Consider the following 13,258-nt stretch of genomic DNA (forward strand, 5'->3'; position numbering starts at 1 on the left):
TGTTTATAAATAAGAAAAGAGTTGATGTTCTTGTTTATTACTTCAAGAGAAAAATCAATCATTGAGTTAATTATTAAAACGGCAGGAAAGCATACAGCACTTACACTTGCTACTTTTTTGAATGTAAGTGTAAGAACCGTTCACCGAGATTTGAAGGCAATTGAATCAATACTTGAAAAATTTGATTTGAAGCTGATTCGTACACAAGATGAAGGACTAATGATTGAAGGTAAAAATGAACAAATTTTTCGTCTTATCCAAGAGCTGATGAAGATTAAAACGACGGATCAGTCTCCACAGGAAAGAAAATTAATTCTTTTAATTCTTCTTCTAGAAGAAGGAGATTCATTTAAATTACAAACGCTGGCTAAAGACTTAGAAGTAAGTATTACTACACTAACTGCTTATTTAGATGAATTAACAGAGTGGTTAACAACATTTTACGTTTTCCTTCATCGAAAGAGAGGGGTGGGAGTAGAGGTTCAAGCTACTGAAGCCAATAAACGAAAAGCATTAGCTAATTATTTTCTTGTTTACTTTAATGAAGAGTTAATTGAGTGCTTGTTTTTAGCGGAAAATCAGCAGCATACGGATGAAACGATTTTGCATTATTTTTATCCGGATTATTTAGCAGAAGTAGACCGAATTGTACATCAAGCGATTAATCAGCATCATTCTAAGCTGGCTGACAGCGATTATATAGGGCTCATTGTTCATATTTGCATTATGATACAGCGAACGAAAAAGCAAATGTATCTAGAAGACGACAGCGGCCAAACGGAAGAGCTGGCGAGTGAAATGTTCTTAATGAAGGATATTTGCCGCGAAATTGAACGGGTATTTTCTCTTTCTTTTACAGAAAAAGATATTCATTTCTTAGCAGTGCGGCTGCGTGCAGCAAAGTTCCAAACTACTAGAGACGTATATTACGACAGCGTAGTGGTTGGGCAGATTATTAAGAATATGATTTCTCATGTTTCTGTTCAGCTTAACACCGACTTAACCGGTGATTTTTCCCTTTACCAAGGGCTGCTTGCTCATATGGAACCGGCAATTTTTCGTCTTAAGCAAAAAATGGAGCTTTTTAATCCATTAACAGAAGAGATTAAGAAAAAGTACCCTGTTTTATTTATGGCTGTGAGAAACAGTATCGATCAAGAGCTGCCGGATTTAATTTTTCCAGATGATGAAGTGGCATATCTTGTTTTGCATTTCGGTTCAACGCTAGTGCTAAAAGAAGAAGTCATGGAAATTCAGGCACTGATTGTCTGTCCAACTGGAATTGGCACCTCGAAAATGTTAGCTAGCCGTATTCGTAAAGAGATTCCGGAGATTAATTCAGTTGTCATTAAATCGGTAAAAGAAATCAAAGAAGCCGCGCTTGAAGGGTATGACGTAGTGATTTCAACAGTAAGACTGCCTTTTTTAAATGTAGATTACATTTTAGTCAATCCACTCTTAACCGAAGAGGATATTCAATCCGTCCAGAATTTTTTACAGAAAAACATTCAAAAGTTAACCAAAGATAAGGACTATCGTTCCTTCCAATATAAAAATAAGACCGTTTCTACAGAAAAACCGTCTTTTGAGGAAACGATGAAGCAAATTAAAGATGTGCATGGAAGTATCGAATCAATTCTTCAAAACCTTAGAATGTATCGATTTTCGGATGCAGTGAGTCACGATCAAGTGATTTCGCATGTAGTACGCGCCGCTGAAAAAGAACGTTTAATAACCAATGCCAGCTGCGTTATTCATCAGCTTAAGGAACGAGAAAACAAAGGCGGTTTAGGCATTCCGCAAACGAGTATGGCACTGTTCCATTGCCGTGAACATCACGTGAAAGAGCTGATTTTTCAAGTTTCACATTTAGAACAGCCTTGCACAGTTAAAGGTATGGACGGAACAAACATGCAGGCGCGTAACCTGCTATTAATGCTCGCACCTGAAGAGTTAAGTGAAGCACAGCAAGAAATCTTAAGTTTAATTAGTACCAGTTTAATTGAAGACCATGAAGCAATGATGATTTTTTCGTCTTCGAACGAAGAGATAATTCGCAAAAAGCTAGAAGATACGTTTCATGAGTACCTTCGAAATAATTTGATAAAGGAATGATTTTTGTGAAACAAGCAGTTCATTTTGGAGCAGGCAATATTGGTCGAGGATTCATTGGGGCATTGTTTTCTCAAAGTAACTATCACGTCACATTTGTAGATATTGCTGAAAAGATTATCAATCAGTTAAACGCAGATGAAGGGTATAACGTAGTGACAGCTGCAGAGCACCCGGAGACATTAGCTGTTCAAAACGTATCTGGTTTAAATAATCTGACACAAGAACAAGCGGTCATTGAAGCGATTAAAGGAGCAACGTACATTACGACGGCGATCGGACCCAACGTTTTGCCTCGCATTGCTCCTTTAATTGCTAAAGGTTTGGCTGAACGCGTGAAAACAAGCGACGAAAACGTATATATTATTGCATGTGAAAATCAAATCTCCGCGACAGATTTATTAAAAGGCTATATTTTTGATGCGCTGGATGAAGAGACAAAAGCTCATGTGATAAATAAGGTCTTTTTCTTTAATTCAGCTGTAGATCGTATCGTGCCTATTCAACATAACCAAGGTTCGCTTGATGTTTTAGTAGAATCCTATTATGAATGGGTAGTAGAAGCACCTGAAGATATTCCTTTGGTAGAAGGAATGACGATTGTGCCTGACCTTGCTCCTTTTATTGAAAGAAAGTTATTTACAGTGAATACGGGACACGCGGTGATTGCATATTTTGGTTATTTAAAAGGAAAAGAAACGATTGATCAAACGTTAAGAGATTCAGATATTTACGAACAAGTACAGCAAACGCTACAAGAAACAGGAAACTATCTAATTAAAAGATATGACTTAGATAGAAAGGAACATGAAGCCTATATTACTAAAATCATTGAACGCTTTAAAAATCCTCATTTAAATGATTTAGTTAAAAGGGTAGGAAGAGCGCCAATTCGCAAGCTTGGACCTCAGGATCGCTTGATTCGTCCGGCGCTAGAAGCAAAAAAAGCGGGCCTTTCTTATGCCTACTTAGCAAAGGCTATTGCTGCTGCGCTTTTATTTGACCCGCAAGAAGATAAAGAGGCGATGAAGCTTCAAGCGAATATTCATGAGTATGGTATTGAGTATGTGTTAAAAGAGGTTAGTGAATTAGAGGCAAGTGATGATTTAACAAAAGAAATCATTGCTCAATATAATGCTTTAAAGTCGTGAATGAATTTAGTGCGTGTAAACAGTCTATTTTAAATGGGCTGTTTTTCTTTTAACAGAAAGGGAATGTTTGTGTATAGGAGGGTGATAAAATGGTAGCTATTACGCACGTTCGATTAGCTGTACCTGATGTAGAAGAAGCCGTGCAGTGGTATGGAAAAGTTTTAGGTTTTAAGCTGATTGCGGGTCCTTATACGTTTAATGCTGAGGAAGAAAAAGCTGAAAATATGACTCAAGATTTACTGGGGTCTCATATCAAAAAAATGAAAAATGCTCACATGACAGCTGACAACCAGGTAGGCATTGAACTGTTTGAATTTAATAAGCCGCAAATGCCTCTTGTATTAAAAGACAGCGATGAGCAGTATCAAAGTTATTTTCACATGTGTTTAATAGCAGATGACGTGGAAAAATTAGCGGATAAAATTGAGCAATCAGGCGGTAAAAAGCGCAGCCAAGTATGGAATACAAGACCTGGAAAACCTTATTACTTAATTTATTGCGAAGATCCGTTTGGGAATATTATTGAGCTATATTCACACAGTACGGAGCTCATGTATGGGAATAGAGAAGAATAAAAGCTTATCCAGATTTCTTGGATAAGCTTTTATTTTTTCATAGCTGCCCGTAGCCGTATACCTTTGCCAGCTCTTCGAAGGTTTTTGATGAATACGTAATAGCTACAGATGTTCCTACTGCCACTTTATCAAATAATTCTTCGACATCCGCATTGTGCATTCGTACGCAGCCGTGGCTTACATATTTGCCGATGCTATCTTCTGAGTTATTGCCGTGAATAGCGTATGTGTCGCCAGTTGTGCCGTTTGCATTAAGCCCTAGCCAGCGGGAGCCAAGAGGGTTATTAGGAGCGCCTCCTGCAATATGCCCTGTATAGTAAGGACGATTTTTAATTTTATTAACAATCTTAAAAAAGCCTACCGGCGTAGCGCTCCATGTTTTTCCCGTAGCTACTGAATACGTCTTCTCTAACTTTCCATTATGAAAATAAGCAAGCTGATTTGTTTTTTTATTAATAATAATTAAATCTCCACTTGCTGCGTTTTCACTTGCATTCGCCGCACTTGCTGTATAAGAAATGCTGATAAGAGCTGCGAGGCATAAAGCAACTGCTCGCAGTATAATTTTTCTCACGTTCTAGCCATCTCCTCTATTGTTCGTTTACATATTTGATGAATTACATGCTATTAGTGTATAAAAGGAAAATGGACTGAATATGAACCTTTCCTGAATGACAACTGAAAGTGCATTTTATTTATAAGCGAATATAAAGTAAAAATCTGGGCAGAAATACAACTAAAGGTCTGGTACATATCTCATGAAAAAGAGAAAAGTGAAAATGCGCCTTGTATGTTTAATTTAGGATGTATTATCATGAAAGTTTGAAATAAAGGGCAGGAGGTGGAAGAAACAGATGCTTAAAGAATTTAAAGAGTTTGCTTTGCGAGGAAATGTATTGGATTTAGCTGTCGGTGTTATTATTGGAGCGGCATTTGGAAAAATTGTGACGTCTCTTGTAAATGATATTATTATGCCGCTGATTGGTTTGTTGTTAGCAGGGATAAACTTTAAAGATTTATCCTTCACGGTTGGAGATGCTACGGTATTATATGGATCTTTTATTCAAACAATTGTTGATTTCTTAATTGTCGCATTCTCGATTTTCTTATTTATTCGTTTCTTTAATCGTTTTAAGAGAAAAGAAGAAGAGAAAGTAGAGGAAGAAGTGGCTGTTCTGTCAAAAGAAGAAGAGATCTTAACAGAAATTCGTGATCTGCTAAAAGCAGAAGCAGTGAAAGAGCGTTCATAACAGCAATTTTTACATACGTATAAAACGGCTAAGAGGCCCGTCTTTTCATAAGAAAAGCGGGCTTTTTCGTGTGAAATTTCTCGGGAAATGTTAGTGGTATGATCATGGGGAAATTAGGCGTGAAAGCGAGAGAGATAGGAATGTTAAAATCATATTAAAAGTGTTAAGATATTGTAAATAGGAGGCTTAAGGTTATGTTTAAACATTTGTATCGTTCTTTGCCAATGCTGGCAGCGTATGGCCTGCTTAGCGTTTTTTTATACAGTGTTGTTATGTTTAATGTATCAAATGACACAAAAATGTTGTTTGACTGGGCCCAAATCCATACAGCTGGGTTCGTAGTATTAATAGGGGGATGCTCACTTGTTTTATGGGCGCTCACTTTCTATTTGCTACTTCGATTTAATCAGATAGAGAGAATACAAGGTTCGCAGTGGTATGCCATTTTTACGGCAATTGTGTTTTCAATTGTGGTAGCAGCCGTTTCTGCTATGGTTTTTATTATATATCATATTGATATACATAATCCAGGCAAAACAATAGAGTGGATGCAAGCATATCCCGAACGCTATCTTTTCACGGTATTTTTACTTTCGCTGTTAACACTAGCGATCATTATGCTAGTAGGGGAAGCTTATTTAGGGGCTGGGATTACCTTTGTTCTGTATTTTATTTTAGCTCTTGTAAACTATTATAAAAAAATCTTTCGAAATGAACCATTGTTCCCGAACGATTTTATTCAGGCGAGTCAGTTAAAAGAAGTTATTCCGATGATTAAAGATTCGATTTCAATTCCTATTGTAATAGGAGTTATTGGATCTATTGTTGTACTGATCGCTCTTTGGTTTTTCTTGCCGAAAATTAAAATTCGATGGTTTCTTCGAATTATTATGATTCTGCCGCTCATCTTTTTAATGAAATCATTTTTATTCTTTGAACACTCGTTTGCTCAAAAATATTATGATCAATATGCTGCGCTGATGCCTTGGAATCAGCAAAATAATTATTACTATAATGGACCTGTTATTGGCATGATTTCAAATGTTAAAACAGATGTGCTGCAAGAGCCGGATGACTACTCACAGGAAGTAATGGCCAAAGTGGCAAAGCGCATTCAGTCAAAGGAAGAGAAAACACAAGAAAGCAAGGCTGAAGTCAAACCAAACGTTGTGTTTGTGATGAACGAAACGTTTTGGGACCCAACAAAGCTTAACGTGACGTTCTCTGAAGATCCAATGAAAAATACAAGAGAACTTCAAAAGAAATATCCTTCTGGGTGGTCTTTAAGTCCTTCATTTGGCGGGGAGACAGCTAATGTGGAGTTTGAAGCGCTGACGAGCTACTCTTTGTCTTTCTTTAACCCTGGAGTCCTTCCTTATCAGCATGTATTGAGTAAAAAAGAATATCCGTCTTTTGTTTCTTATTTAGAAAAACAAGGCTATGCTACAACAGCTATGCATCCAAACAGCGGCATGCTTTATATGAGGCAAAATGTGTATCCAAATTTGGGATTTGATCAAGTGAAGTTTATTGATCAAATGAAGCATACGCAAAAAGATAACAAAGAATTTGTTTCCGATGAAGCGGTAGTTGATGAAGTACTCGATACGCTTCGTCAGTCGAAAAAGCCTGCATTTGTGCATGCTGTAACGATTGCAAATCATCTTCCTTATTCAGCGGATAAGTATAATGGTCAGGAAACAATTAAAGTAACCAGTAAAGGGTTATCACCGGAAATGCAAAAGGAAATTGAAATTTATGCTGAAGGAATTAAACGTTCAGATGCTGCTTTAAAACGATTGAACGATGAAATTCAAAAGCTGGACGAGCCGACCATTGTGGTATTTTGGGGAGATCATTTGCCAGCACTTGGACAAAACCTTCAAGCTTACAAAGAAACGGGTTTTGGAAACGAGAAAACGCAGCAAACATCTCAAAAATTTTATGAGACGCCGCTCTTATTTTTATCTAATTACGATACGGAAATAGATAAAAATCTCGGTACGATGAGTCCTATTTATATTGCTCCGACGCTTGTTCAATCTCTTGGTTACAAAAGTAATCTGTTCTACGATCAGTTGAATCAAATGAAAACAGAAGTGCCGGCTTTTCGTTCAAATATGTATATAGATTCAAAAGGAAAGCTAGTGGATGATCCGGCAGCGCTCTCTAAAAAAGCTGCAAAAGACCTTCAAGATTACCATGAAGTTGAGTTTGATACATTATCCGGGAAACAGTACGAAACGCATAAGTTGTATAAATAAAAATAAAAACTCCTTTTAAATAAAAGGAGTTTTTATTTTTTAAGTGTTTAAGGTTGTACTAAAAAATAATTCATGTATAATATTTTAAGGTTAAAAGTAAACTTTAAGTTAAGTAAAACAAAACTTGAGTTTGGAACAGCATGAACAATCATTCATGCTGTTTGCTAATTTTAAATACAGTTGAGGATCGAGAGTATGGAAATAGGAAAGAAAATTAAAAATTTACGATTAAAAAAAGGTTTAACACAAGAAGAGCTAGGAGAACGTACTGATTTAAGCAAAGGCTATATTTCGCAGCTAGAGCGCGATTTAAGTTCGCCGTCTTTAGAAACATTTTTTAGTATTTTGGAAGTGCTAGGGTGCGAACCGAAAGAATTCTTCGAAATTGATACGCATGTTCAAAAGGTTGTATACAGAGAGGAAGACTACACGAGTTATTGCGAAGATGAAAAAGGTTATCATATTCAGTGGCTTGTACATGAATCAAATGAAAAAGAAATGGAGCCAATTCGTCTTATTCTTCATGAAAAAGGTGCATTTAAGAGATTTGAGCCTTCTCTTTCAGAAACGTTTGGCTACATTTTGCGCGGGTGTGTGAAGGTGAAGCTTGGAGGCAGAATATATGAAGCCAAACAAGGAGAAACCATCTATTTTCAAGCTTCTGAAGAACATCAGATTTTAAATGCTCATGACGGAATAACAGAGTTAATTATCGTGGCGACAGAGTCTTATTTATAGAACAAAAGAGGTGAAGTGAAATGACATCTACGAATACAATTATTCAATTTGAAAATGTGACCAAGCAATATGATAATGATTCAGTTGTATTGGACCATGTAAGCTTTGAAATTGAAAAAGGGAAGTTTTATACCCTCTTAGGTCCATCGGGATGTGGAAAGACAACGATTTTACGATTAATTGCAGGCTTTACGGAAGCCTCAAGCGGAACGATTTATTTTAATGGGAAAAGAATTAATGATGTCCCGGCTAACAAACGTCAGGTTAATACGGTTTTTCAAGACTACGCGCTTTTCCCCCATTTGAATGTATTTGAAAATGTAGCATTTGGTCTTCGAATCAAGAAGATGAAAAATGCTGATATTGCAATAAAAGTTAAAGAAGCCCTTCGTTTTGTTAACCTAGAAGGATATGAAAACAGAGAAATAAAGGAAATGTCAGGCGGCCAAAGGCAGCGCGTAGCAATTGCACGAGCAATTGTAAATCAGCCCGAAGTCATTTTGCTGGACGAGCCGCTTTCAGCTCTTGATCTAAAATTGCGTACGGAAATGCAATACGAGTTAAGAGAATTACAGCGTCGTCTAGGTATTACGTTCATTTTTGTTACGCACGATCAAGAAGAAGCGCTTGCGATGTCCGATGAAATCTTTGTTTTGAATAAAGGAAGAATTCAGCAGAGCGGGGAACCTACAGATATTTATGATGAGCCAATTAATCGTTTTGTTGCCGATTTTATTGGTGAATCAAATATTGTACCAGGTAAAATGATTGCTGACTTTTTAGTGGAGTTTGGCGGCCAGCAATTTGAATGTGTCGATCAAGGATTAAACCAAAATGAGCAGGTTGAAATTGTGATTCGCCCTGAAGATTTAGCCATTACAAGCTCCGATCAAGGAAAGCTGCAGGTTCGTGTAGATTCACAGCTGTTTAGAGGAGTCCATTATGAAATTTTAGGCTATGACCATGCAGGGAATGAGTGGCTCGTTCACTCTACGAAAAAGGCAACGGTTGGCGAAGAAATTGGTTTATATTTTGAACCTGAAGCTATTCATGTTATGCGATTTAATGAAACGGAAGAAGAATTCGATAAGCGACTCGAAGGTTATGAAGCGGATTACGATGCAAACTAAATCAAGAAATATTTACTTAGTCCCGTACGTGTTATGGATTTTGCTTTTTGTAGTTGCTCCCATTGTATTAGTTGTCTATTATTCTTTTTTCAGCATCGATAATGAGCTGACGCTTGAAAATTATAAGAAATTTTTTACCCCAGTTTATTTACAGATGACGCTGAGTTCATTTTGGTATGCCTTTTTAATTACGTTATTTTCCTTGGTTTTTTCTTATCCTACAGCTTATTTACTAACGAAGCTTAAGCACAAGCAGCTTTGGCTCCTACTGATTATTTTACCGACGTGGATTAACCTATTATTAAAAGCTTATGCTTTTTTAGGTATATTTGGCACGTATGGTACGGTTAATAAGTTTACTGAATTTCTGGGACTTGGTACTCATCAAATTTTATTTACTGACTTTAGTTTTGTATTTGTATCGGTGTATATTTTTATCCCCTTTATGATTTTGCCGATTTTTAACTCTTTAGAAGAACTTAACCCCTCGCTTATCTACGCTTCGCGAGACTTGGGGGCATCTTCATGGGTGACATTTAAGCGCGTGGTATTTCCGCTAACGCTAGAAGGGGTTAAATCAGGTTGTCAGGCTGTTTTTATTCCAGCACTATCACTCTTTATGATTACGCGTTTAATTGCTGGAAACCGCGTCATTACACTGGGAACAGCGATTGAACAACATTTTTTAGTGACGCAGGATTGGGGCATGGGCGCCACAATAGCCGTCTTTTTAATTATTGCGATGGCCGTTATGATGCTCATAACAGGCATTGGAAAGAGAGGTGTGTAAAATGAAGAGAAAGTGGAAGTTCAGCCACCTTTATTTATTTTTTGTGTTTTTCATTTTATACGCGCCCATTTTTTATTTAATGTACTACTCTTTTAACAGCGGAGGAAACATGCGTGAATTTGAAGGGTTTACGTTAGATTGGTACAAAGAAGTGTTTCAAGACACACGTTTGCTCATTATTGTCTTGAATACCCTTATTATTGCTCTATTATCTTCGGTTATTTCAACTATTATTGGCGTGATAGGGGCACTTGCTATCGTATACGTGAAGCGCAGACGTGTTCAAAATACGCTGTTAACATTTAATAATGTGTTAATCGTGAGTCCAGATGTTATTATTGGCGCATCTTTTTTAATTCTATTTACCATTATCGGTGTAAAGCTCGGATTTATATCGGTATTATTAGCGCATATTGCATTCAGTGTACCGATTGTGGTCATCATGGTTCTGCCTAAGCTGCAGGAAATGAGTCCGACACTGCTCGACGCAGCCCGTGATTTGGGCGCAAGCCGCTTTGAAGTGCTTTCGAAAGTGGTATTGCCATTTATTCGTCCGGGTATCTTTGCAGGCTTTTTTATGGCTTTAACTTACTCTTTGGATGACTTTGCGGTTACGTTCTTTGTGACCGGGAACGGTTTTTCCACGCTTTCAGTAGAAATTTATTCGTTAGCAAGAAGAGGGGTATCGCTGAAAATCAATGCTCTTTCTACTCTTATTTTCATGTTTACCGTGCTGATTGTAATTGGTTATTACTTTATCAGTCAGCGATATAGCAATAAAGTGAAAGGGGTGGCGACTGGAAAATGAAGCAATTAGCAAAGCCGTTTATCTTCATCGTCATCCTTTCTTTCGTTCTTATGTATGTGGTTCATCATTTGAACAATGCCGAAGGATACTCTGGAGGAGATACGCTGACCGTCTATAATTGGGGAGATTATATTGATCCTGATTTAGTGAATCAGTTTGAAAAAGAAACCGGAATTAAAGTCATTTATCAGACCTTTGATTCGAATGAAGCAATGATGACCAAAATTGAACAAGGCGGTACGACATTTGATATTGCTGTGCCTTCTGAGTACGCGATTAGCAAGATGCGTGAAGAAAATTTACTATTGCCAATTGATCATTCGAAGCTGCCTAATTTAAAATACATTAATCCGCGTTTTTTAGACTTATCCTTTGATCCTGGCAATAAGTACTCTATTCCTTATTTTTGGGGAACTGTGGGTATTGTGTATAACTCTGATATGATTCATGGTAAGAAGATAAAAAGTTGGAATGATTTATGGGATCCTAAGCTGAAAAATCAAATTTTACTTGCAGATGGCGCTAGAGAAGTGATGGGAATGGGGCTAAATAGCTTAAATTATTCATTAAATGATACGAATAAAGCCCATCTTCAAGAAGCAAAAAGAAAGCTTGATACATTAACACCAAATGTCAAAGCCATTGTAGGAGACGAGATTAAGATGCTCCTAGCAAATGAAGAAGCGGCAATTGGCGTTGTTTGGTCAGGTGATGCTTCTGAGATTATGAGTGAAAACGATAAGCTGAATTACGTTGTTCCAGAAGAAGGTTCGAATTTATGGTTTGATAACATGGTTATTCCAAAAACGGCTAAAAACGTAGAAGGCGCACATAAATTCATGAATTTTATGCTAGATCCTAAACACGCTGCTCAAAATACGGAATATGTAGGGTATTCTATCCCTAATAAAAAAGCGTTAGATTATTTGCCGAAAGAAGTAGCGGAAGATGAACGTTTTTATCCAGAGGAAGAACTAACAAAAAAGCTTGAAGTATATAATAACTTAGGCAAACGAATGCTTGCTTATTACAATGAATTATTTTTAGAATTTAAAATGCACCGTAAATAAAAGGAACTTAATTAGGTCTTTGTACTTAAGTTCTTTATTGTTTTTGTAAATTCAGTTGCGTGATAGCAAGAGGAAAGATAAAATACAAACGAGTAAAGCTAATAACATTTATTTTATGTTATTAGCTTTTTTATTTGTAAAACGGGAAAGATAAGAAAAAATTGAATGTTCTATTATTCATCTAGAATTTATATTTCACATTATATAGGAGAGAAAAAGTGAAGCAAAAACAAAAGCAGCATATTCAATCCATTTATTTTTTACGATTATTCGCTATGATGATGGTTGTGCTCGTACATGTAACAGCAGCGTATGCAACGGTACTGCCATTTGCGAGCGAAGCTTATCAGAAATATCATTTTCTTAACCGAATTGTTCGAATTGAAGCAGGGATCTTTATTGTTATCACAGGTTTGGTTTTCTTTTATAGTTATATTAACAAGCCGTTAACAAAGACTTTATGGAAAACGTATTATGCTCGAAGAGTGACATATATTTTAGTTCCCTATATTATTTGGGCACTTATTTATGAATTTTATTCGTACTATGTAGGAGCAACAGAATTAAATGCAGCTGATATTGTGAAACGTATTTTACGCGGAGAGTCCTACTATCAGCTTCATTTTATCTTTTTAATTGTACAAGTCTATCTCGTGCTGCCGGTTTTTGTATGGCTAGCACAAAAAGTAACCATTTTTAAAAAATACATGTGGCTGTTTGGTATTATCATTCAGCTTGGTTATTTAATGCTTAACAATACGTATCATATCACTTCATTTAATTTATTTTTAAATACAATGGCTACGTTTTTACTCGGCGGTTGGATTGGCATTTATTATCGCGAGCAAGTGGATAAAAAGTACAGTCGTTCGAATATTGTATTATTTCTAGTGACGCTCGGATTGGGAATAGCTATTTCACTGTTAAATTATCACTTATACACAATGAAGACAATCCAAATTTCAGGCTTTACGTATGAGGCCGTTAATACGCTTTATTTGGTCGCTGGAAGTTATTTCTTCTTCCGAATTGCAGAGATATTAGCTGAAAAGCTTTCTGTGAAGTCCGTGACGATTGTTAAAAATATTGCCATGTACTCTTTTGGATTTTACTTGATTCACCCAATGGTTTTAAACTTTGTAGCAAAAGCAGTACCAATACAAGGCAACTACATGTTTCACTTTGAAATCGTGGCACGCTATATTTTAACATTAGCGGGCTGTTACCTCATCATTTGGGGATGTCATCGTCTTTTACCGTTTGCTAGCTTTTTGTTTGGCAAACTGCCAAAAGAAGCGGTGTTCATTTACCGACGTCCTGATCATAAATAGCGTTTAGTTAAAAGTTATGTCTGCTTGCAGACATAACTT

The 13,258-nt window shown here is 36.7% G+C and carries 12 protein-coding genes; 11 read left to right on the plus strand and 1 reads right to left on the minus strand.

Annotation, left to right across the window (positions count from 1 at the left end; genetic code table 11):
• The first annotated feature begins 24 nt into the window (after nucleotides 1–24).
• The 3 genes from LIS78_RS01005 to LIS78_RS01015 all read left to right on the plus strand — a co-directional run bounded on the left by LIS78_RS01005 (nucleotide 25) and on the right by LIS78_RS01015 (nucleotide 3,838).
• Nucleotides 25–2,115 (plus strand): BglG family transcription antiterminator, encoded by a 2,091-nt coding sequence (locus LIS78_RS01005; RefSeq protein WP_252284535.1) that lies wholly within the window; start codon nucleotides 25–27, stop codon nucleotides 2,113–2,115.
• A 5-nt stretch (nucleotides 2,116–2,120) separates the two neighbouring features.
• Nucleotides 2,121–3,263: a mannitol-1-phosphate 5-dehydrogenase gene (locus LIS78_RS01010; protein ID WP_252284536.1), complete on the plus strand. Its 1,143-nt coding sequence runs from the start codon at nucleotides 2,121–2,123 to the stop codon at nucleotides 3,261–3,263.
• An 89-nt stretch (nucleotides 3,264–3,352) separates the two neighbouring features.
• A complete protein-coding gene (locus LIS78_RS01015) occupies nucleotides 3,353–3,838 on the plus strand; it encodes a VOC family protein (RefSeq protein ID WP_252284537.1) in 486 nt (161 codons plus the stop codon).
• A 37-nt stretch (nucleotides 3,839–3,875) separates the two neighbouring features.
• Here the strand turns inward: LIS78_RS01015 and LIS78_RS01020 are convergent, their stop codons facing one another.
• Nucleotides 3,876–4,412 carry a L,D-transpeptidase gene (locus LIS78_RS01020; RefSeq protein ID WP_195781442.1) on the minus strand — a complete coding sequence of 179 codons (537 nt, stop codon included), beginning with the start codon at nucleotides 4,410–4,412 and terminating at the stop codon, nucleotides 3,876–3,878.
• A gap of 280 nt (nucleotides 4,413–4,692) precedes the next feature.
• Between LIS78_RS01020 and mscL the strand changes: the two genes are divergently transcribed.
• From mscL to LIS78_RS01060, 8 genes are all read left to right on the plus strand, one after another.
• Nucleotides 4,693–5,088: a large conductance mechanosensitive channel protein MscL gene (gene mscL / locus LIS78_RS01025; protein WP_195781441.1), complete on the plus strand. Its 396-nt coding sequence runs from the start codon at nucleotides 4,693–4,695 to the stop codon at nucleotides 5,086–5,088.
• Nucleotides 5,089–5,282: 194 nt separating this feature from the next.
• On the plus strand, nucleotides 5,283–7,352 hold the full coding sequence (locus LIS78_RS01030; RefSeq protein WP_252284538.1) for an LTA synthase family protein: 2,070 nt from the start codon (nucleotides 5,283–5,285) through the stop codon (nucleotides 7,350–7,352).
• 195 nt (nucleotides 7,353–7,547) lie between these two features.
• Complete coding sequence (locus tag LIS78_RS01035) at nucleotides 7,548–8,090, plus strand: helix-turn-helix domain-containing protein (protein ID WP_013054985.1); 543 nt, start codon at nucleotides 7,548–7,550, stop codon at nucleotides 8,088–8,090.
• Between the two features lie 20 nt (nucleotides 8,091–8,110).
• Entirely contained in the window at nucleotides 8,111–9,220 is a 1,110-nt protein-coding gene (locus tag LIS78_RS01040) for an ABC transporter ATP-binding protein (protein ID WP_252284539.1), read from the plus strand.
• Nucleotides 9,210–10,010 carry an ABC transporter permease gene (locus LIS78_RS01045; protein WP_195781438.1) on the plus strand — a complete coding sequence of 267 codons (801 nt, stop codon included), beginning with the start codon at nucleotides 9,210–9,212 and terminating at the stop codon, nucleotides 10,008–10,010. Before LIS78_RS01040 ends, LIS78_RS01045 begins: the two co-directional genes overlap by 11 nt.
• A 1-nt stretch (nucleotide 10,011) precedes the next feature.
• Nucleotides 10,012–10,818 carry an ABC transporter permease gene (locus LIS78_RS01050; protein ID WP_013054988.1) on the plus strand — a complete coding sequence of 269 codons (807 nt, stop codon included), beginning with the start codon at nucleotides 10,012–10,014 and terminating at the stop codon, nucleotides 10,816–10,818.
• A complete protein-coding gene (locus tag LIS78_RS01055) occupies nucleotides 10,815–11,888 on the plus strand; it encodes an ABC transporter substrate-binding protein (RefSeq protein WP_252284540.1) in 1,074 nt (357 codons plus the stop codon). Before LIS78_RS01050 ends, LIS78_RS01055 begins: the two co-directional genes overlap by 4 nt.
• Nucleotides 11,889–12,106: 218 nt before the next feature.
• Complete coding sequence (locus LIS78_RS01060) at nucleotides 12,107–13,219, plus strand: acyltransferase (protein ID WP_195781436.1); 1,113 nt, start codon at nucleotides 12,107–12,109, stop codon at nucleotides 13,217–13,219.
• The last annotated feature ends 39 nt before the right edge of the window (nucleotides 13,220–13,258 follow it).

It is taken from the genome of Priestia megaterium (assembly GCF_023824195.1).
Classification (GTDB): Bacteria; Bacillota; Bacilli; order Bacillales; family Bacillaceae_H; genus Priestia; species Priestia megaterium_D.